This window comes from Cytobacillus dafuensis, assembly GCF_007995155.1.
Lineage (GTDB): Bacteria > Bacillota > Bacilli > Bacillales > Cytobacillaceae > Cytobacillus > Cytobacillus dafuensis.
In genome coordinates this window covers 4315722-4339084 of record NZ_CP042593.1, presented here as the reverse complement: position 1 = coordinate 4339084, position 23363 = coordinate 4315722, and the positions used below count along the sequence as shown (strand labels likewise).

General features: G+C 36.0%; 13 protein-coding genes. 10 read left to right on the top strand and 3 right to left on the bottom strand.

Annotated elements, in window-relative coordinates; translation table 11 throughout:
* Positions 1 to 453: 453 nt before the first annotated feature.
* Both FSZ17_RS20675 and FSZ17_RS20670 read left to right on the top strand, forming a co-directional pair.
* Positions 454 to 1932 carry an Lsa family ABC-F type ribosomal protection protein gene (locus tag FSZ17_RS20675; protein WP_057773891.1) on the top strand — a complete coding sequence of 493 codons (1479 nt, stop codon included), beginning with the start codon at positions 454 to 456 and terminating at the stop codon, positions 1930 to 1932.
* A 496-nt stretch (positions 1933 to 2428) separates the two neighbouring features.
* Positions 2429 to 2977, top strand: coding sequence for a hypothetical protein (locus FSZ17_RS20670; protein WP_057773886.1), 549 nt, complete (start codon positions 2429 to 2431; stop codon positions 2975 to 2977).
* Between the two features lie 707 nt (positions 2978 to 3684).
* On the opposite strand, the gene FSZ17_RS20660 is transcribed toward FSZ17_RS20670, so the two are convergent.
* Positions 3685 to 5076: a catalase gene (locus tag FSZ17_RS20660; RefSeq protein WP_057773884.1), complete on the bottom strand. Its 1392-nt coding sequence runs from the start codon at positions 5074 to 5076 to the stop codon at positions 3685 to 3687.
* Positions 5077 to 5539: 463 nt separating this feature from the next.
* Between FSZ17_RS20660 and FSZ17_RS20655 the strand changes: the two genes are divergently transcribed.
* Positions 5540 to 5929 carry a cupredoxin domain-containing protein gene (locus tag FSZ17_RS20655; RefSeq protein ID WP_057773968.1) on the top strand — a complete coding sequence of 130 codons (390 nt, stop codon included), beginning with the start codon at positions 5540 to 5542 and terminating at the stop codon, positions 5927 to 5929.
* A gap of 250 nt (positions 5930 to 6179) precedes the next feature.
* Here the strand turns inward: FSZ17_RS20655 and FSZ17_RS20650 are convergent, their stop codons facing one another.
* The gene (locus FSZ17_RS20650) at positions 6180 to 7610 is read right to left on the bottom strand and encodes a PQQ-dependent sugar dehydrogenase (RefSeq protein ID WP_057773965.1); all 1431 of its coding nucleotides are present in this window, start codon (positions 7608 to 7610) and stop codon (positions 6180 to 6182) included.
* Positions 7611 to 8083: 473 nt separating this feature from the next.
* Between FSZ17_RS20650 and FSZ17_RS23555 the strand changes: the two genes are divergently transcribed.
* From FSZ17_RS23555 to FSZ17_RS20630, 3 genes are all read left to right on the top strand, one after another.
* Positions 8084 to 8617: a CueP family metal-binding protein gene (locus tag FSZ17_RS23555; protein WP_185150649.1), complete on the top strand. Its 534-nt coding sequence runs from the start codon at positions 8084 to 8086 to the stop codon at positions 8615 to 8617.
* A gap of 581 nt (positions 8618 to 9198) precedes the next feature.
* A complete protein-coding gene (locus FSZ17_RS20635) occupies positions 9199 to 10029 on the top strand; it encodes a glycerophosphodiester phosphodiesterase (protein ID WP_057773878.1) in 831 nt (276 codons plus the stop codon).
* Between the two features lie 588 nt (positions 10030 to 10617).
* A complete protein-coding gene (locus FSZ17_RS20630; RefSeq protein ID WP_057773877.1) occupies positions 10618 to 14733 on the top strand; it encodes a phosphodiester glycosidase family protein in 4116 nt (1371 codons plus the stop codon).
* A 259-nt stretch (positions 14734 to 14992) separates the two neighbouring features.
* Here the strand turns inward: FSZ17_RS20630 and FSZ17_RS20625 are convergent, their stop codons facing one another.
* Entirely contained in the window at positions 14993 to 18118 is a 3126-nt protein-coding gene (locus tag FSZ17_RS20625; protein WP_057773876.1) for an efflux RND transporter permease subunit, read from the bottom strand.
* A gap of 586 nt (positions 18119 to 18704) precedes the next feature.
* On the opposite strand from FSZ17_RS20625, the gene pssA reads away from it, so the two are divergent.
* The 4 genes from pssA (at position 18705) to FSZ17_RS20605 (ending at position 23294) form a co-directional block, all read left to right on the top strand.
* Complete coding sequence (pssA, locus tag FSZ17_RS20620; protein WP_057773874.1) at positions 18705 to 19196, top strand: CDP-diacylglycerol--serine O-phosphatidyltransferase; 492 nt, start codon at positions 18705 to 18707, stop codon at positions 19194 to 19196.
* Between the two features lie 278 nt (positions 19197 to 19474).
* Positions 19475 to 20188: a response regulator transcription factor gene (locus tag FSZ17_RS20615; RefSeq protein WP_082625308.1), complete on the top strand. Its 714-nt coding sequence runs from the start codon at positions 19475 to 19477 to the stop codon at positions 20186 to 20188.
* Positions 20166 to 21524, top strand: coding sequence for a HAMP domain-containing sensor histidine kinase (locus FSZ17_RS20610; protein ID WP_057773872.1), 1359 nt, complete (start codon positions 20166 to 20168; stop codon positions 21522 to 21524). The genes FSZ17_RS20615 and FSZ17_RS20610 overlap by 23 nt, the downstream gene beginning before the upstream one ends.
* 567 nt (positions 21525 to 22091) lie before the next feature.
* Positions 22092 to 23294, top strand: coding sequence for an MFS transporter (locus FSZ17_RS20605; RefSeq protein WP_057773870.1), 1203 nt, complete (start codon positions 22092 to 22094; stop codon positions 23292 to 23294).
* Positions 23295 to 23363: the final 69 nt, after the last annotated feature.

Sequence of the window (23363 nt, the reverse complement as noted above, 5' to 3'; positions counted from 1 at the left end):
AAAAAAATTGTTAAAATAAAAATACAAATATGAGAGGACTGATGGATGGACAATGATTAACTAATCTATATTTTAATTTGAAATGAATAACTTCAAACTACAAAATATAGGATTAGTCTATCCATTTTTATAAATCGGTTTACACTTTATTTGTCATGATTCTAATGACAAAAAAGAACTTATTTACTATTAGTGAAAGACTAATCCTTCCAATTACAAATGGGAGGATTTTTTATTCTCTCAAAGGTAAGATTGATTTTTTTTAATCTGTAACTTTAATCTAATAAATAAAGGAGAGAGAGAAATGAGCAATTCAGACACTATTGTTACGCATGTAATACTCCGTATAAGTCGTTAATATCCATCAAACTTATACGGAGTAATTTAGAATAGATGGATGTACCGACTTTGTATAAAAAGTAAAAAGTATTGATATACAAAGGAGGAATTATCATGTCAATGATACAAGTTCAAGACTTAACTTTTTCTTATCCAGGTAGCTTTGACAATATTTTTGAAGGTGTTAACTTTCAATTAGATACGGATTGGAAACTTGGATTTATCGGTAGAAATGGACGAGGTAAAACAACCTTCTTCAATTTATTATTAGGGAATTATGAGTATAGTGGGAAAATCATTTCTTCGGTAGAATTTAATTATTTCCCTTATCCAGTTTCGGATAAAAACAAGTATACGCATGAAATCTTAGAAGAAATTTGTCCCCAAGCAGAAGATTGGGAATTTCTTCGTGAAATATCCTATCTAAATGTTGATGCTGAGGTTATGTATCGACCATTTAAAACATTATCAAATGGAGAACAAACAAAGGTGTTGCTTGCTGCACTTTTTTTGACTGAGGGTCAATTTCTATTAATTGATGAGCCAACCAATCATCTAGACACTGATGCACGTAAGATTGTCTCTGATTATCTAAGGACGAAAAAAGGCTTTATTTTAATTTCACATGACAGGATCTTTTTAGATGGATGCGTTGACCATATCTTATCTATAAATAGGGCAAATATTGAAGTTCAAAGTGGTAACTATTCTTCTTGGAAGTTAAATTTTGATAGACAGCAGGAACACGAAGAGGCAACAAATCAGCGTCTACAAAAAGACATAGGCAGATTAAAACAATCTTCAAAGCGTTCAGCAGGTTGGTCTAATCAAGTGGAGGCTTCCAAAAATGGGACAACGAATTCGGGTTCTAAGTTGGATAAGGGTTTTGTAGGACATAAAGCGGCAAAGATGATGAAGAGAGCAAAGAACCTTGAATCAAGGCAACAAAAAGCTATTGAGGAAAAGTCAAAACTGCTAAAAAATGTTGAAAAAACTGAGTCATTAAAATTAGAATCATTGGAATTTCAGTCAAATGAATTGATTGTTTTGGCTGATGTGTCTGTTAAGTACGATGACCAAATAGTGAATAAGCCAATAAGCTTTAAAGTTGAACAAGGTGACCGAATTGTACTTGATGGCAAGAATGGAAGCGGAAAAAGTAGTATCCTAAAACTAATTCTAGGAAATCCAATACAACATACAGGCTCAATGAATTTAGGTTCTGGCCTCATTATTTCCTATGTCCAACAAGATACTTCTCATTTGAAGGGACTGTTATCGGACTTTATTGAAGAGCATGAGATTAATGAAACGTTATTTAAATCCATCCTACGTAAGATGGATTTTGACCGAATTCAATTTGAGAAAGATATATCTCATTATTCTGGTGGACAAAAGAAAAAGCTGCTTATAGCCAAAAGTTTATGTGAAAAAGCTCATTTATATATTTGGGATGAACCGTTAAATTTTATAGATATTTATTCGCGCATACAGATTGAAGAGCTTATTCAAAGATTTAATCCCACAATGGTTATTGTTGAGCATGATCAGGCATTTCAACAAACAGTTGCAACAAAAACTATATCTATATAGTTAAATATGAAGAATTGAATATATAATCAATAAATCAGAATATTAAACTATAGGGCGCGTTTATTAAGGAACGCGTCTTTTTTATGTATCGGGCCATATTCTGGAATAACACATCTTAGAACAGTGAATAGTTTTTTTTATTATTCTTATAAACCTATTTTTTAATTAATAATTCATTAAAATAGAAAATGTATTCATTTATAGTGCTACACTGTATTTAAATAAAATTGAAGGTTATTTTAACTTTAAGTGGTCTGTTTCATAAAAAAATGGAGACATTTATATGTCATATTTAGTTTATTTGAACAACTTAGTGATGAAACCGAATGTATTAATTTAAGCGATATGAAGTATTTTATTTAATCTATCGGTTACTTAAGCAGAAGATGGAGTTACCGTGATTTGATCAAGTTAAGTATCTAAAAGTTGTTTTTTAATTTAAAATGCAGAAATGTAGTGTCAACTCTACGTCTTATTTATAGGAGTACAGATATCAATGAATACACGGGAAATCAAGGTCCAAAAACAAGGATGGATTCCTAAAAAGGAACGAATATGGATAATCGTGACGATAATTTTCGCTGTTTCGATAATGCTTTGGGAACTTAAGGGACTATTTCACCTTTCATTAACCACTCTGCACAGCAGGCAGTTCGAACATACATTTAAAGGTTATGGGTCCAATGCAAGAATTGCCTTATTTTTTGTACTTGCTTATTATGTGCTTCTTCGTGTTATTAGGCTTCATATGTTGAAAGGTCAAGGCAAGGTAAAAAAGTGGTTGTCCACTTTGCTTCGTTTTGCCCGTAGATGGCATACTCCAGTAGCGATTATCGCCATCGCTTTTATTATGTTGCATACTGTAGCTGTCTTTATGTACGGTTTCAAATTTGATTTTAATAATATAAGCGGATTGCTTTCCTTGCTAGTCCTGCTTCCAGTTCCTATATCAGGACTATTTCGATATCAGAGGATGGACCGGAAGTGGCATTTGCGGTCTGGGGTTGCTTTTGCAATTCTATTTTTAATTCATTCTTTTTTATAACTGAATATGCTATAAACCGTAATTGAGTTTTAAAAATAGTTTATATTCAAGTGAAGTGACGCAAATGTAATAATGGGGGAAATAATAAAGTGGCCGTTTCGTGATTTTTTAATACGTGCTTCTTTGGTAACTCTTTTTTGGGATAACAAGATTGTGAATAATTATACTTAAACAAATGGGGGGAGTTAGTGAAACAAAAATTAATAATTTTAGGGTAAGAGCATGTTTTGGTTATTCCATTAAAGAGCATTATCCTTGGACAAGCGGAATGTTCATTCAAGAATAAAAGAATCCATTATGATTATTCTTCAAAATGGATTCTTTTTATTTATCCCGCATTAACGGGCAGTAAGACTCCTACCTCAAAATTCAGCGAAAGCAAAGAAGTTAGGTGGGAGATCAACTGTCCGTAAAAGCCCATAAAATGAACACAGACTAAAAGCGCCACATCGTGTGGCAACGTCTGTGTGACCCACTTCCTGTGGGCCGCAACTAATAATCAGTGGGGGATGAATAAAACCCCCACTGATTAAAGTTTCACTTTATCGAAAAATATGAGCTCGCACGATACTTTTAATTAAATTTTATTTCAATGCAACAATAGTAGTATTTGTGAAAGTATACGGTTATTAAAACATGGTGGAAATTAATAAATTTTATACAAAAAACGTCATTTTAATCTTATGATTGACATTTTTTATCATCTATCAATTTTTCATTTCAATCTCAATTCTCATTGCTAAGTCAGGTGATACTTTATTGAAATACTCCATAACTTTCTTTCTAATATCATCAGATATAACTTTCAAATCACTAGCTAAATTTTCGGCAAGATGTTCTTTTTCTATTTGGGTTAACCTTGTATAGAATTCACCAGCCTGCCCAAAATCGTCTTGCTTTGTTATAGAAGTTCTTTCTAGTTTGCCTTCAACATATCTTCCATCACCACTTGTAATTTGATTCGCTGGTGTCCAATTTTGCTGTTGGTTAACCGGTAATTTACGAAATTCAGCTCCAATTCTTCTTCTTTGAGAATCACTATAAATATTGGCACGGCCCTGCAGTATTTTATCATCAGATAATTCTGCGCCGTCTAGTAAATTAGAAGTGGAGAAGGCGACTTTTTCTATTTGTTCCATATAATTATCAGGATTTTTATTTAATACCATTTTGCCTACTGGTATTAGGGGGTACTCTTTTTCATCCCATACTTTTGTATCGTCTAAAGGATCATAAGAAAGATTTGCTTCATCCTTTGGGTCCATGAGCTGGACATATAAGCCATATTCCACCGGTTTACCACCCGCAATCGCATCGTATAAATCTTTACCAGCGTAATCAGGATTTTCAGCTGCTAGTCTATTTGCTTCTTCGCTACCAATGTATTGTACACCTTCAAATGGGTACCAATGGTATTTAACATACTTTCTAATACCTTGAGCACTTCTCCAAACATATGTATTTACACTATGACCTGGAATGTGGCGATAACTTTTTACCGTACCAGCATCAGAGTATAAACGTACAACAAAATGAATCGATTCAGGCACTCTTGCTACAAAGCTCCAAGAACTATTAGGATCAATTAAATTATTTTTTGGCGATGGTGAGAATGCTTTAATAAATTCCGGAAATCGTATCGCATCACGAATAGAAAAGATAGGAATGTGATTACATAAAAGATCAAAAACGCCATCTTCTGTATAAAACTTTGTAGAAAAACCACGTACATTTCTAGATGTATCAGGTGTTCCTTTCGTACCGATAGCTAACGAAAAGCGAACCATAACAGGAACTCTCAGATTAGAATTTTGTAAAAAGCTCAGTTTTGTATGTTCGGACATCGAATATATCGTTTGAAAATAACCAAATGCACCAGATCCTTTTACATGAACAGGTCTTTCTAAAATCTTTTCATGAATAAATTCTTGTAAGGTTTCGTGTAGTACACCATCTTGTTCCAGTACAGGTCCCCTAGAGCCGATCGTTTGGGAATGAAGTTTAGCCAGCTCATCATCAGTCCAATTGGAGAGGTCTCGATTCTCATAATGGCTTTCCTCTAATAAAGTTTGCCTCTGTTTATGATGTTTTTCACTCATTATTATTGCCTCCAAAATTTAATTTCCATCAATTGTTACTAAATATGATTTTTAAGACTCGAATATGTATCTTCTTCTTTTATTTTCAGCATTCTTTAGAAATATAGTTTCTTAAAGTTAGTAGCATTTTTCAGGGAATGGCAATATAAAGTGAAATTGAACCGATATGTGAATAGACCGCTAGTTAACGAAAATTCCTATGCAGTGGACCTTTACTGGAGAGGTTAAAAGTGAAATTGACTACCTTATGCTGAAGATATTAATGGAACGATTACTCAAGTTAGAATGCCAGAAAAATAGGAGCAAGGAAATGTCTGAAGGGGCAAAACACTGTATTAATATAAGGGTTTCTTTTGACTGTATTGTTCAATTAAAGTGCCATTTAATGGAGGTTGGAACCCAATTTATAGTGATAATATTTTATGAATTGGAAAAAATACTGATAGGAAAGGAGGGCTTGCGAATGTTTCTGAAAAAGTGTTTAACAGGATTGGTAGTTTTGCTTGCGCTGATGGTGGTTGTGAACACTTCAGGCTCACTCGGCGTATTTGCCGAATCCGGTGCTGTAACTCAGCCTATGGATACGGTGAAATCGATTGAGGTCGTAATGAACGATAATTACTTTAATCCAAAAGTCATTACAATTCCGAATGGAACAACCACAACGTTGATATTGAAAAACAAAGGTACGAAAGAACACACCTTCACCGTGGAAAAGCTCGGAATTGATGCTGAAGTCCAGCCGGGAAAAGAAAAAACCATTACCGTGACACCGAAAAATCCAGGTACATATGAACTGATATGTCGGTACCATTTCCAGGAAGGAATGGTTGGAAAAGTAATAGTCAAATAACAAGCAGGGCCTTGCTTTTTAATAGGCAACAATAGTAACTTGCTTATTAATAATGTTATTAAACAAACGGTCGTGCATTTTTTAAAAATGCACGATTTAGTCTTCCGAAATCATCTCGATAAATAGTCCAACAAATTGGGGTTCCAATTGCTTATCCGTATAATCTCATAATTCCTCAATGGCTTCAGCGTATTTTGGTCTTTCGGTAGTAATGCATCGAAGGTATTAAGTCGAATTGAATAGTTTTGAATCAAGGAATAATTTCAAAAACAGTACCTTGATTAAAATCAGTCACTTTCATAGAGCCATAAACCCCTAAAAATAGTCTAGTTTGATCCAGATTCGTTCCCAAACTAACATAATAAGCCGACCCGGACCCAAAATTATAATCAGTTTGAATAACACTAAAATCATTTAGTTTACAATCTGTTCTTATCCTAGTATAAGCTAAAACCCCTCTAGTAGGAGATTGAACTTCTTCCTTTCGTGCTAGATCGGTAAACACAACACTTCCTGTTAAAGCGGGGATTCTATTCCCCATAAAGGCTTGCACTCCTGTAAGGGCAGTTCCTCCAAATTTATCTGGCCTTTGATCTTTATGAAAATAACTAGTTACAGGCTGAAGACGCCTTACTGATAATTTTACTGCTTCATTATAATAAGCAATTATTTTCTCATCCAAAGTCGGATTTGCAGAGCAACCCTGTATAATCGGAGTAGGGAAAATACCTTCCCACCCTCGCCAGCCAAAGTTAATAAATCCTTCTTGGTCAGCTTCAGATTTCATTGAAAAAGCTTGAACAAGCAGGGTAACTGGTATTGGTTTATATTGACCGAATGAAAAAATTGACTCTACCAAATCCTGTCCGACATTTCCCACATATTTGATATATTGATTATAAAACCTTTGAAATGAAATGCCCGGTATATTCCGAACCCCTTTGGCAATCACCGTAAGTGTTTCCTGAATAGGTACGGGAAGTTCATTAAAGCGTGTGACTACGGGTGGATTCTGGATAAATGTATTCTTAACTACATCAATTTCTATTATTTTTCCGGCGATTTCCATATCATTCTGGCTTAAATTGAATGGATCATAGCCTGCTCCACCATCTCCGGTGGTTAAAACAAGTTTTCCTGTTTCAGGTGAAAAATTTAAGTTATTGACACCATTATGATTAAAAAATGGTCTTCTTAAGTTTAGTAATGTCCGTCGTTTTTGAGGTTGACCATTCGATGGTAAAATCCATTCTTCCACAGTATCAATATGATCATATTGAGTTTCTCTATTTATCCACCTTAGATTTAAAGTTTTTGGATCACACGGGTTAGGTGAAAAAGATTCAGAAAGAGCACCTGGACCTTGTGTTCCAGCTACTGAATAATGAAGATAAAACAGCCTGTTATAATAAAAATCGGGATGAAACGCTAGCCCTAACAATCCTCGTTCATCATATCCAGCACCAGAAACACCCGGTTCAGAAGTGCCTAATTTTATGATTCGCGGGCGAATATCTAAAAAAGTCCGTACAACTTCGTCTCTTATGTAAAAAATCTCTCCTACCTGGGTAGCAATAAATAATGTTTCTTTTGAGTCACCCGGAAGTATCGCAGTTTTTAAAACAGTCGGCAAATTCACCTTACTTACAATGGGCCGTAAACGAACCTTTACTTTTATCAACAAACTTTACACTCCTTCTTAGTTTTCTTTTATCCCGCATTAACGGGCAGTAAGGCCCCCACCTCAAGTTTGAGAGAGAAGCGAGGAAGATAGGTGGAGGACAATTGCTCGTAAAAGCCCGTAAAATGAACACAGACTAAAAGCGCCACATCGTGTGGCAACGTCTGCGTGACCCACTTCCTGTGGGCCGCAACTAACCATCAGTGGGGGATGAAGGCCGACTAAGAACACCACGTCCTGTGGCAACGTCGGCACTAGCACGTCCTGTGCGTCGAAAAACCCCCACTGATGGAAGTTTCACTTTATAAGAATATGATTAGAACTGTTTTATTAATACCAAATTAGGGTCTCGGTTTACTAAGTCATTAAGCTATAATCTGGTAGAATTTGTGTAAATTAGTGCAAACTTAAGTTTTGAAACAAAGTAAAGGGTATAATGGTTAAAAAAAGACAAAGGGAGGAATGAATCTTAAATGAAAATAAAAGGATTAATCATTACTTTGTTAACGGCAGTTATACTAACTGCTTGCGGAAGCACAGATAAAGATGAAGCAAAGCTTGTAAAAGAATCAGATGACATTAAGGCTTTGGTGAATGATTATAGTATAGGGAATATAAAGGCAGAAAATGCCTCCATTACATCGCAACAACTCATTGTGACTGAAAATGATGGAAATAAAACTTCGTATGATTTACCTAAAGATGAGTTTTTTGTTTCGATTGCACCTTACATGAATGAAACCCATCCATGAACGAATCATAGCTTGACAGGTTGTCAAGGTGAACTTGCAAATAAAGAATTTAACTTATTTATTGAAGACGCGGATGGCAATGTTATCCAGGATGAAATGGTTACCTCTCCATCTAATGGATTTATTGATTTGTGGTTACCTCGGGATAAAACTTTCCAGATCAAAATTGAGCACGATGGAAAAATAGCAGAGTCAAAGCTATCTACATTTGAAGGTGATCCAACCTGTATCACAACGATGAAGTTGATGCAGTAAAATAAATGATGAAAGGGGACAAGTCCTCTTTCATCATTTTTTGTCAAAGGCTGTATTCGTAAAGTTTGTTGTTTTTAATGCAATTTTTATTTAACTATCTGAGTTGATTGGAGCGGAGGGCACTTGACTCCTCGAAAATGCATTCGCATTTCCTTCGTGCGGTGTTAATTTCAAGGAAGCTTATTCAATGTCCTGCGGGAATGGAGGGAAGCGTGAGACCCCACAGGCGCAAGCGCCGAGGAGGCTCACGTCTCTCCCCGCGATCGCTGCGTGACCACAGCGGAAATCAACGGGCAAAATTTGAAGGCAAAAGCAACAATATATGCGAAAAGAGCCTTTTCAAAAGTATCGTTTGATGTTGGAAATTTAAAGACAATACCATCGAAAGTCGGAGGTAAAATGGAGTAGTAGAGTATTTCTATACTATAAATTCCATTATTAGGTTTGTAAAAAAACGTAAGGAAAAAGATCGAATTTTGTTAACACAATCTTCATTAAGCTATAAATATATGTACATACTAGTTAAACATTCCTTTTCTAGAATATATTTGAATACATATTTTAGATAGGAGATGGAGAAAATGAGCAAAAAATTATTAATAAGTACAGGGGTGGCCTTTTCGTTGTTATTCAGCCCATTCAGTCAGGCGTTTGCTGAAGAACCAACAGTAGGCGAAAGAAAACAAGTAGATAATGTAGCACACCGTGGTGCAACAGCTTATGCACCTGAAAATACGATTGCTGGTTTTGATCTAGCAGTTGAGATGAAAGCCGATTATATTGAAATCGATGTTCAAAGAAGTAAAGATGGTGAATTAGTAGTGATCCATGATACAACAGTGGATCGTACAACAGATGGAACGGGAAAAGTAGGGGATTTAACAATTGAACAGCTTAGAAGTCTTGATGCAGGTAGTTGGAAAGGGGAACAATTTGCAGGAGAACGAATCCCAACATTTGAAGAGATTCTTGATCGTTACCATGGAAAAGTTGGAATTTTAATAGAATTAAAGGCTCCAGAGCTTTACCCTGGTATTGAAGAACAAGTGGCAGAAGCTTTAAAAGACCGAAATCTCGATAAACCGCAAAATGAAAAAATCATTATCCAATCTTTTAACTTTGAATCAATGAAAAAAATGGATCAGATTCTTCCAAAAGTTCCAATCGGTGTATTAACTTCTAACCGTGCACATACAACACCGGAAGCTTTACAAGAATTTTCAACCTATGCGGATTGGTTTAACCCAAGCTATGGAATTGTGACAGAAGAATTAGTAAATCAAGTTCACTCTCTTGGCATGCAAATTGGATCGTGGACAGTGCGTAGTCAAGAAGCAGCAGACTTTCTGTTTGAAATGAAAGTGGACGCAATCATTTCTGATTATCCGGATTATGTAGATCCTAGAAATTAAACTAATATTCTTAGAAAAGGGGTAGTTGCTACTCCTTTTTTTGTTTGGATTATAGCTACCATTTTTATCGCAGATTAACGGGCTGTAAGATCCCCACTTCAAGAAGTTGAGTCAAGAATAAATTTCTAAGTGGGGGATCAACAGCCTGTAAAAGCCCATAAAATGAACACAGACTAAAAGCGCCACATCGTGTGGCAACGTCTGCGTGACCCACTTCCTGTGGGCCGCAACTAACAATCAGTGGGGGATGAAGGCCGACTAAGAACGCCACGTCCTGTGCGTCGAAAAACCCCCACTGATTGAAGTTTCACTTTATAATGAGTGAGTATTGGTATGAATATCCTTATGGTACAACTTCATTGTTTGTTCCCTTCCCATTCTTAATCTTCTTATATAGGTCAAATTTCCTTATTCATCATATTTCCATATAGTTCATTTATCATTTTTTTGCGCTGCACTTGTCTATTCTGCATTTATTTACCTTAAATTAATAATAGATTAATATATTTCTATTATTTTATAGATATCGTTGAATTTTAAACAAAATCCCCGAAATTTGACGAAATAAATTTATGATGGAGACGCAAAATGAGAAAAAATTGGAAAAAAAGGATATCGCTCTTTACCCTATCCTTTGTTTTGGCAAGTAGTATCATCTCACCAAGCTTTACATCAGCCCTTGGCAATTTCGATTTAAGCTCTGTTGTTGTACAAACACCCATCAACGAGTATCAAGCTGATCTAGCACCTGGTGTAAAAGAGAAGCACTACAGTTTTGAAGGAAAAGACGGAAATAAGATTGAGAGTTTCGTAGTAGAAGTTGATGCAGATAATCCGACTGTATCTATAGAAGCAGGGACACCTAATGATGGAGAAGCATTTGGTCTTCAGCCTGTAAGACAGCAAGCAAATGCAGCCAATGGGGATAACCATAAAGTCGTGGCAGCGGTGAATGCAGATTTCTATAATATGGCCACAGGTGAACCTATTGGCGTTGTTTACAAAGATGGACAAGCTGTAAAAGCTCAAAATGGACAAGGCTGGAATTTCTTTGGCATAAAGAAAACCGGGGAGGCAGTCATTGGCAACAATACAGAATATGAAGGAATGAAGGACCAATTACAGGAAGCTCTTGGAGGAAATGCAATTCTAGTAAAAGATGGCCGAATTTATCAGACTCCTCAAACAGGAGCAGACAAAGAGCCGCGAACAGCTGTAGGAATTAAAGAAGATGGCGATGTATTTTTTGTTGTAATTGACGGAAGACAAGAGCCTTATTCAAGTGGAATCTCCATGCCAGATTTAGCGCAATTGATGATCGATTTAGGAGCAGTAAGTGCTTTAAACCTAGACGGTGGAGGCTCATCTACTTTTACAACTCGTGAACTAGGCGGCGACAATCTTGAGGTAGATAATAAGCCATCCGACCGTATGGAAAGAAGTGTAGCGAACTCTTGGCTGATTGTTTCTAAAGAGCCATCCGATCATCTTTTCCAATCGGCTCATATTGAACCATATGATCAATCCTTTACCCCTGGCTCAACCATTCAATTCAGTGCTAAGGGAAGAGACCAGTCTATGGCATCTGCTCCTCTGCCTGCATCTGGTTTAACTTGGGAACTAGCCGATTCTTCATATGGTACAATCGATGAAAATGGAAAATTTATTTCAAACGGAAAAACTGGTCAATTTCATGTTTTATTGAAACATGAAGGTAAAGAAGTTGGAAAAAGTATGATTGAAATCGCAAAGCCTGATGAGATGTACTTCACCTCATCTGAATTAACAGTGGCTAGAAATAGTGAAACCTCGTTAAACCTGGTAGCAAAATTTCAAAAGAGATTTGTAGACTGGAGTTTACGAGATATTGAATTTGAAATTCCAGAAGGTATGGGAACAATTGATGAATCTGGAATCCTGCACACCGGAGATCAAACGGTTTCAGGGACAATCACAGCTCGCTTAAAGGACTCAAATCTTACAGCTCAAATGAATGTTTCAGTTGGAAAGCTTCCTGAAGTCTTATTTGACTTTGAAAAAGAGCTTGGCGGATGGAAGACATCGACTGCAAATCGCGGTGAAAAAGGGACGCTGAGTTTAGCTAAATATCCTGAACCAGTAAGATTTGGTGATCAGTCATTAAAAATGGATTTCGATTTTACAAATGCACAAACAGGGACAACACTTGGTGTATATGCAGGCTCTGGTACAAATACAGAGATTAATGGGGATCCATCAAGTATAGGAATGTGGGTTTATGGAACTCCAGAAGCTCAAGGCTATTGGCTGAGAATGTTAATAGTAGATGGAAATGGTAAAAGTCAGACACTTAACCTTACTCAAGAAAAACCAGGTATTGACTGGACTGGATGGAAATACATTGAAGCGGAAATTCCTGAATCGTTTACAGGTCCATTCAAATTATCTGGGACCCAAGCGATACGATTGATGTCTACAAAATCTGGAATTACCGGACCTATGACAAAAGGCTCCATTTATTTTGATAATATCCGGGCAGTTTATGGAGAAAAAGTGGATGATCTATATCCCCCAGTTATTGAATCCATTAACGCAGACGGAAAAGAATTTACGAAAAATGCAGTCAATCTGACCGCAAAGGTTCATGAATATGAAGAGGATCCTTTTAAAACAGGAATTGATTGGGATAAGATTAGTATTTTCGTAGATGGGAAAGATTATTCCAAATCGGAAGGTCATTTTTCTTACGATATGGATGGATCTATCTCATTAAGCGGTTTCAAATGGGCAGACGGAACACATAAGATCACCCTTATGGTTCCTGATAAATTTGGAAATCAGGCGATTAAAACTGGCTATTTTACTGTCAATACAGGTTCAGCAAAGATTGAAATCGCTAAAAAACAAGAGCAAGCATTCCTCGGGGATGTATTTGAACTTGCAGTAAAAGCAAAGAATCCATCTGAAATCACAGGCTCTACAATAAAAATGCACATTGATAAAAACTATCCAGTGGAAGATATCAAGTTTTCTAATGGATTTAACACTAGTACTTCCAGCTATGAAGCGGAAACAGGTATCCTTACATTGAATCTTGTGAATAACGGTGAAACAGCAGAAATTTCAGATGCTGCAACCATTCAGATCAGAATTCCTGAATCGATGAAAGAAGACAGTAAGTTAACCTATGAAATAATGGAAGCTAACTTAACCTACAGGGATCCTAAAGAAGAAAACTTTGTCACCACTTATTCAATGGAACCAACTAGCGTGGCAGTTGAAAGTGCTTACGACATTATTCCACAGCCTATATTAATCGGGAAGCCAGTTGTCATAACTGCAAAAAATATCCATAACGAATTAGTAAGTGATATGGAAATCTACGCAATTATTGAAGGCAGCGCAGAACCTGTTTTTCTAGGAAAAACGGACAAAGATGGTACCCTTCGTGTAGATTCAATCACTAATGATGTAAAGAAAATCGCTTTATATGGAGTTAAAGATGGGAAGTATTCATTTAAAGTGAACACGCAAACTTATCCATCTCTTACAACTGCAACAGAGATAAAAAATGTAATTTCAACTCCTACAGGTGACCCTTATAAATCAAAAGGATTCACATGGATGTCTAGCCCTTTAGGAAAGGAAAATTCATCCTTCATTCAATTTGCAAGAAAAAAAGACTACGACAAGAAAGGTGAGCCATCACTTAAAACAGTTGCTGGTTCTTCAAGTAACCAGGTATTTTCTGGTGAGCAGGATATTACGAAAAATGGAATTGTCAGAGTGAATGAAGTGACATTAAAGGGTTTAAACCAAGATACGACATATGTTTATCGTGTTGGTGACGGAGTGAACTGGTCACAAATGCAAGAGTTCACAACACTAAAAAGGAAGAATAGCTTTGAGTTTGCTATTTTAGGAGATACTCAATCACCTTCTGATTTAAGTCACTTTCAAAAAATACTAGGAGATTTAGATAAAAAAGATTTAGCGTTTATGATTCATGTTGGTGATTTTATTGATGAATCCGCTAAATTCAAGCAATGGGATGATACACTAGGAGTTATGGACCAATACGCAAATATTCGTTCAACAGATCTTGTCGCGACTTTAGGAAACCATGAGTACATGGGAGATACGGATGGGCATTTAGCTAAAGCCATTTTTAACTCTCCTGAAAATGGACCAGATGTAGACAAAGGCGGTACGTATTCTGTTGATTACAATAATATTCACATTAGCGTTTTAGGATATACAAGTGATAGTGAGATTCTAAATAAGCAGCTTGAGTGGCTTAAACAAGATGTTAAAAATTCGGACAAGCCATGGAAAATACTTGTTACCCACAAGCCCCCTTATTACACAAATCCGTTTGGCGGCAATGAGGATATGAAAGAAAAATTACCGCCAGTTGTAGATGAATTAGGGATTGACATTGTTTTCTCTGGTCATGATCATGCCTATGGAAGAACGAAGAAACTGAAGGCTGGCAAAGAGGATCCAAACGGAGCTGTTTATGTTCTCACTGGTACGACTGGAAATAAACACTATGATGCAGTTGCAGATGATAAATTTGAATTTGTAAACATGGAAAACATTGCCGTTTCAATAACTGCAAAGGTTGACAAAGATCAAATCACCTTTACAACAACTACTTCAGACGGTGATACAATTGATCAATTTACTGTTGTAAATGAAAATTATGAAGATGACGAAGAGTAATATATAGTGCATTTGTGCCCGGCACCATCTAGAACAGTGGGTGGTGCTTTGCACTTTTTGTGGTATTCCCTCCGAAAAATCCCGTACCGGGGCAAGTTTTAACGGCATGTCCTTTACTATTATCCAATACTCTTTACTCCGTTTTTTTATCCTACCAAGAAGCAATTGATGAAAATAACAAAAAAGGCTGACCCTAAAAAGTCGTAAAAATCGACCTATTGGGTCAGCCTCTTCTAGAATTATAGTTTAATGTTACCCCTTAGCAATTACCATTAGCTGATACTTCTATGTTTTGTTTGGATAGCTGATTTTTATGCAACCATTCATAAATGATCGGAATAATAATTAAGCTGTTGATGGTTGAAGTTATCATTCCGCCAATTACCACGATACCGAGCGTTTGAGAAATGACCGTATCCGCATTATGTGAAAATGCAAGTGGTAATAAAGTAAGAATTGTTGCTGCTGCTGTCATTAAAATCGGTCTAATCCTTGAAAGACTACCACTTAAAACTGCCTCTTTAATTGGCATTCCTTCTTTTCGATTTCTTTCAATTTTGTCAATTAACACAATACCGTTTGTTACTACAATACCAGTTAGCATCAGAACACCAATTAATGCTGCTAAATTCCACTCACCATGGAATAGAATTAATGCTATAACAACACCACTTAAAGCCAGTGGAATGCTTAAAAGTACTGATAATGGTGCTCTCCATCCTTTGAAGATAGAAGAAGTAATGAGTAATACTAAAAGTATAGAAAATGCAACGGCAATGGACATTTCGAAAATCATTTGTTTAACTTGTTCTGAGATTCCTCCCAATGAATACGTTACACCTTTTGGAAGTTTCGTGTTACTTAGGGCTTGATTCACCTGATTTGAAACTTTACTAATATCGTTTGATGTAATCTGTGCTGTGACAAGGGAGTATGGTTGACCATCTCTTTCGCTAATAGTTGAAGGAGATTGATCTTTTGCAATCTTAGCTATTTGATCAAAACGAACTATTTCACCATTATTTCCACTAAACGTTTCAGCAGCTAGAGATGAAAAAACATCATCAGCAGTAGCATTTAACGTAATCGTAGAATTTGTTCCTGTTGCAATTTGATCTAAAAATTGATCTACAGGAAGTGCTTTATGATCAACCGTAATGGTTGCATCTTTAGATTGGGACATGTAACGATTAATGACCGATTGAATATCAGCAACTTGTACACCTTTTTCTTGAATTGCTTTTTGGTCAAAAGAAACTTTGTACTTTGGTGAACCGTTCGTTAAATCCACTTTTCCATCTACACTTAGGTTCGCAATTTTTGATAAATTTGTTCTAGCTTGTTGAGCTACTTGATCCAAAGTTGCTTGGTCTGAACCTGTAAATAGAATCCGCATTTGTGAATCATCACCAGAAATGTTCTGGCTTGTTACGGTATAAATTACATTTTTAGATAATGTCGGAAGCTGTTTTTGTAATTGATTAATGACAGAATCAGCATCCTTGTCGTTCTTTAGCACAACAGAAAGGTTCGCAACATTTGGATAGGTGATAAAACCTCCACCTTGGTCAAAAACATCATCACTTTGTGGTGTCATCGTCGAACCAAAATTGGCTGAATACGCATCTACTTTTGGATTTTCTTTTAATGCTTTTTCGATTTTTTGGACTTCAGAATCTACTTGAACTAATGTGCTGCCTTTAGGCAACTCTGCTTTAATGGCAATTTGTCCAATTTTTCCACTAGGTAATAAACTTACTGGAAGAAAGGCAGAATAGATTCCAGCACCTAGAAAGACTAAGATCGAAACAATAATCATCGCTTTTTTATGTTTAAATGCAGATTGCAATACTGGTTTCATTGTCGAATCTAGTTTGACCGTATGTTTTGTAGAAATTCCACCTTTCCATCCCATAAAAGCAAGAGCAGGGATGACAAGCATAGCTACAAAGAAAGATATAATGAGTGCAATTACAACGGACCACGCAAATCCACTGTACGTAGCACTGATTACGCCACCAACAAAGGCGATTGGAATATAAACAGCTATTGTTGTTAACGTAGAGCCTAATATCGCAGGAATCATTTCAATAACGGATGATGCAAGAATAGATAGCAGAGATTTATCCTTCGATTCTTCTCGTTTTCGATACATGTTGTCTAAGATAACAATGGAATCATCGACAATACGTCCCATAGCTACAATCAAACCAGAAACTGTTAAAATGTTTAACGTGATACCCATTGACTTTAAGATAGCTGTTGTAGCTAACAATGAAATTGGCAATGATATAGCAATTAATAATGTTGATCTTACATTTCGGAAAAAGAAGAACACACATATCATAGAAAATAAGCAGCCAAGTAATCCTTCTCGAACTAATCCGAGGAGTGAGCTGTTTAATTCTTTTTCTCGGTCAAGTAAAACTTGGAACGAAACATCTTTTGGATTTACCGTCTCCAAGTGAAGGTGTGAAACACGTTCCTTTACTTGATCGGCAACATCTGTAATATTAGCTGATGGTGATTTGATGACATTTAAAGTAACACTTGGTGCTCCATTTGTTCTGGAGACTGTTTTAACGTCATTTAAGGAATGCGTTATGGTACCAAAAGCTGATACAGGAATCGCTTTTCCATCCTTATTCTTAATTGTTGCGTTTTCCATTTGCTGCTCAGTTAATGGTAACCCATCAAAAGATACTGGTATTGATAATTGGTTGTTTACAATATTCCCCTGAGGCATGCTTGGGATGGACATTGAAAATTGTTTATTTACATCATCTAATGTTAATCCGTTTTTCACTAGGTCTTTCATGCGGATAGTTAATACATATCCATCTTTTGCTCCCCCAATTACGGATACATCCGATACACCAGGAACAGATTTTAATTGTTTAACAATTTCCTGCGTAGCGGTCGAGCGAAGTGTTGTTTCATCTAATTTTGAACTTGTCACACTGTAAGTCAAAATTGGGAATGAGCTAGTTGTTAACCGTGTTACCGAAGGAGTGCTTGTTATGGTTGGTGGAAGATCTGCATTTGCCAATGCTTTATTCACTTGATCTTCCGCTTGTTTCATGTCTGTATCCATCGGAAAATACAAACTCATAAATAATCCACCGTCATAAGAAGTGGTTTCAACATTAGATAAACCATCCACAGATTTAACGGCACTTGCCAGACTATCAGTAACCTGTTGTTTCACTTGCGCTGCTTGATACCCAGGTACTCTCATACTAACTGAAAGGGTGGTATTGTTTATTCCAGGCAAATAATCTCGTTGCATCTGGTAAGCAGAAATACCCCCCCAAGCCAAAATAATAACAACACATACTATCATAAGAATGGCTCTTTGCATGGTTGCCTCTACTAATCTTCTCATTTTCGAGCATCCCCAATCACTTATTTAAAATAAACCCAATTGTCTTATCGTTCTCTGCAGCAAATTCAAGAATAATGCTCCTATCAGATTGGGCATGTTAAGTATATAAAATGCACTTGTACGTTCCCTTAATAAAAGATTAATAATCCATTAAAATGAAAAACAAATACAAAATTCGCTCCATAGTATTAGAAATAAAAGTAAAGGAATAGCGTATTTGCGCCAATTTTTATCGCAGATTAACGGGCAGTAAGACCCCCACTTCAAGGTTGCGAGAGAATTAAAGAAACCTAAGTGGGGGATCAACTGCCCGTAAAGGCCCATAAAAGGAACACAGACTAAAAGCGCCACATCGTGTGGCAACGTCTGCGTGACCCACTTCCTGTGGGCCGCAACTAACCATCAGTGGGGGATGAAAGCCGACTAAGAACGCCACGTCCTGTGGCAACGTCGGCACTAGCACGTCCTGTGCGTCGAAAAACCCCCACTGATGGAAGTTTCACTTTATTTAGAATCTTTAAGGATAGAAAGCGAATAAATAGAAATACTATTTAATTGCGGAGGGAAACGTTAGGGGGGAGCTGTCTTGTTTAATCGGATAGTAAAAGTTGTTCCTAATTTATTTACGATTGGAAATTTATTATGCGGTGTAATTTCAATTACCTTTAATATGAGTGGAGTTTTGGAAGTAGCCTCCATTTTTATTTTCTTATCAGCTGTTCTAGATCTTCTTGATGGAAGGATTGCGAGAAAATTAAAAGTGAACAGTGAATTTGGCGTAGAATTAGATTCCTTAGCTGATATTGTTAGTTTCGGAGTTGCTCCAGCACTTCTTTTTCATTCGATAGCATCCCCATCAATTTTAACTTCTTTAGCATTTATCCTTTTTCCAACGATGGGGGCATTAAGATTAGCGAAGTTTAGTGTTAAACCAACTATTGGGTATTTTAAAGGATTACCAATTCCAGCTGCTGGATTGTCATTAGCGGGTATGGGGTTTTTTTCATATAGTAATGCATGGATTACCTTAATTCTCGCACTCTTAATGGTAAGTCCAATTAGGGTTAAAAAACTATAATTATGATTGAAAAAGCTAGTGTACCCTTTGTAAAGGACATTTTAAAAGGGAATAGCTTTTTTATTTTATCCATAAACCTTTTGGTTATCTTAATAAATGATTAAGAATTCATTAAGATGAAAAATGTATTTATGCATTATGCTACATTGTTTTTATTACTAAAGTTGAAGAAGTTTTTCTATTATTAGTTTTTGTGAATAATGAGAAAAGTGTTCTATTGAAAATGGGGAAATTAAATAAAAAATACTTTCAGGCTAGTTAGAAGGGATGAGTTTGAAGTGAAGACACATATTCTTGTTATTGAGGATGAACAACAGATTGCTCGTGTCTTAAAAATGGAATTAGAATATGAGGGATATCAAGTATCAGTGGAGCATGACGGTAGAGAAGGATTATATAAAGCCATACAAAATGAAATGGACTTAATTTTATTGGATGTCATGTTGCCAGGATTAAGCGGAATTGAAGTGTTAAGAAGATTTAGAAAGGAAAATAGGGTTACTCCTGTGATTCTATTAACGGCTCGAAATACAACATTTGATAAAGTCGCTGGATTGGATCATGGAGCGAATGACTATGTAACAAAGCCTTTTGAAATTGAAGAATTATTAGCTCGAATTCGTGTGTGCCTTCGGAATCATCCTAAAAAGGGAATCAAAGTTGAAGAAAACGTATTAACCGTTGAGGATTTAATTATTAATACTGCCACAAGAGAAGTAAACAGAAATGGAAAATCAGTTGCCTTAACTCCTAAGGAATATGATTTACTTGTTTATTTAGTTATAAATAAAAATAAAGTGGTTACGAGAGAAAACATTATTACTAATGTTTGGGGATACGAGTATGAGGGTGAGACTAATGTAATTGATGTTTTTATTAGACATCTAAGAAAAAAAATTGATGAAGGTTTTCCTCTGCAATTGATTACCACCATTAGAGGGATTGGTTTTACCATAAGGGAGAAAACAGATGAAGATCACAACAAAAATTAATCTTTTAACAACTGCATGGATGATTTGCATATTAATACTTATTAACTTCGTGGTCTACTTCTTATTTATGAAAACAACTGTAAATATGGAAGAGGATATCCTATTTCAAAAAGCTTCGGATATATTAGAAGGCATTCATACAAATCAATCATCTAACGACACTGAGGGAATTTTTAAAAAATACTTATCGGAATATTCCTATATTCGTATCATGGAACCAGGAAATAAGATCCTTCACGAAGTAACGAATGATGAGTTACTTTCAAAAAAAATCAAAGGGAAATTTACGATAGAAAAACTGTCACAGACACATTTGATTTCTGCGGAACATGGGGAAGAGGAGGTATTGGTCGTTCATGTACCGATCTATAGTGGTAATAACGTTATAGGAAGTTTGGAAATTGGAGAACGATTACTAGGGCTGGAAACAAGAAAAGAAATTCTTCGGGGCATCCTAATATTCTGTACACTTTTAGCAGCTTTATTGTCCTTGTTAGGAGGAAAATGGTTAGCTAATATGATAATGAGACCGATCTCCAATATGATTAATACGATGGAGGAGATAGAAAAGAGTGGTGTTCCTAAGTCAATATCTATTCAAAATCGAACAAAAGACGAGCTCCAAACAATGGCTCTTACATTTAATCGGATGATTAATAGGCTCCAAGAAAACTTGGAGAAGCAATCACAGTTTGTTTCTGATGCATCACATGAATTAAAAACCCCATTAACAATCATTAAGAGCTATGCAAATTTTTTAAGAAGGCATGGATTAGATAATAAAGATATGGCGAACGAAGCAATTCAATCAATTCACTCAGAGGCAACAAGAATTCAAAAAATGACTGAAACTTTTTTAGAATTAGCTACTTTAGAGAAAGAAAATGTTTTAGAAATGAATGAAGTGAATTTAGTTAATCTTTGCAAGAGCATTCTTAAACAACTTAAAGATGTTTATAGAAGAGACATTACACTACAATTCAATGAATATCCAATTATCATAAAGGCTGATGAACTAAAGATAAAGCAAGTTATCGTTATTTTGCTTGATAATGCGATTAAGTATAGTAGTGACAGAATTGAAGTTTTTTTAGAGAAACATGAAAAACAAGCTATTATTCGTGTTATAGATTATGGTATAGGAATTCCACAGGGAGAAATAGAAAATACATTTGAGCGTTTTTACCGAGTAGACAAGGCGAGGAGCAGAGAAACAGGAGGCTCTGGTTTAGGACTTCATATTGCAAAAAGTATTATGAAATTGCACAAAGGAGAAATTAAAATTACAAGTAAAGAAGGGGTAGGTACAGAAGTAAGGTTATTCTTCCCTGTATAAAAAGCTGACGAGACCTCGTGCTAGAAATGAAATAATACAAATCTGTTTATTAGATTGTTTTTTATGGCTAATAGGCTCATATTTTAGCTGAATTATTTTCAGATGATACATAAGAAAGACTTATGGAAATGTATAGGAATTTTAAATTTTTATTATTATACAAATAAACTTAAAATTGGTTATAGAGGAGTTACATCGATCTGAAACAAGATTGGGTAAGCTTTAGATTTGGAGCTGACCAAATACATATAAGAAATGAAGGTTGAAACAGAATTTTTAGAATGGCAAAAATAATTAAACTTGATTTATCCCGCATTAACGGGCAGTAAGACCCCCACCTCAAGATTGAGAGAGAAGCGAGGAAGATAGGTGGGGGACAACTGCCCGTAAAAGCCCGTAAAATGAACACAGACTAAAAGCGCCACATCGTGTGGCAACGTCTGCGTGACCCACTTCCTGTGGGCCGCAACTAACCATCAGTGGGGGATGAAAAAAAACCCCACTTATGGAAGTTTCACTTTATTTGAATTGTAACTAACTGTTATATCAATGGTGGTGAATGTCCTTATGGTTGGTTTTAAAAATATATTGATTTCCTTCTTTTTATCTGAATTTGGTCGGTCGATGTACTTAGTATCAGTGACTTGGGCGTTATACCAATTAACGAATGAAGCACTCTATACAGGAGTATTAGTAGGACTTGGCTTTTTACCTGGGCTTGTTTTGAATTTATTTTTTGGTGTTATTGTTGATCGATTTAATCGAAAAAAGTTGTCGGTCTTAGCTAATCTCGTATGTACTTTTTCGATGCTGGTCTTACTGTTCTTTTTTACAATCGATAGAATCAATCCTTGGTTAATTATTGTTATTCACATGCTTTTGCAGGTCTCAGGTTCATTATTTCGTCCAGCCATACAAGCCTTTATTGCAGAGTCTTTTGAAAAAGAGCATTTGCCAAAAATATTCTCTCAATCATCGTCTGCTGCTATTATAGGAGGGCTAGTTGGAGCCTCTGTCGGAGGACTTATCATTAGCTTCATATCTGTATCGAGTTCTATGGCTATCGTGACTGGCAGCTTTGCAATCGCATCGATTTCATTATTTCTAGTTAAAAGTAAGGTAAAGGAAAAAAAGGGGGTAGGAAAAAGGAATTCAATTGTTAAGGACATGGCAGATGGGTTTATCTATATTAAAAATAATAAATTATTACTTGGTTTATTTATTATTATGTTGAATGGTCAGCTTGTCTTCCATACAAGCTTAGGTTTTTTATCAGTCTATACGGTTGAATATTTACTTCAATCCGCTGCTGTCTATGGCTTAATGGATGCAACTATTTCGCTAGGGGGAGTGGTTGCAGGATCTTTAGGAACATGGTGGTGGAGAAAAAGTAAAAATAAAATCGCTCTTTATTCACTGTTCATTGTATTAATTGGATTACTTTTTGTCGGTATTGCTCCTATATTACCTATTGCACTTTCAGGAATTTTCTTAATAGGACTGGGGACAACTTGGATTCGTGTTCTTCTTCAATCGGTACAACAAATAGCTACTGATTCAGAGTATCATGGAAGAATGGCAAGTTACCGTATGATAGGGAATCAGGGATCTGTTGTTATCAGTGCTCCGCTAATTGGTTGGATCGCTACTAATTTTGGTGCGAATTACATCTATCTAATCTTAATGATACCTATTAGTTTGTGTATTTTATACGCTATCTTCCATGCAAACCAGGAGCAATTCATGAAAATAACAAATAAAGCTGCATAAGTCTGACTGGCCGTGACTTTGTATCTCATTGCCCGTCAGGCTTTTTTGTATCTCCTCGGCCATTTATGT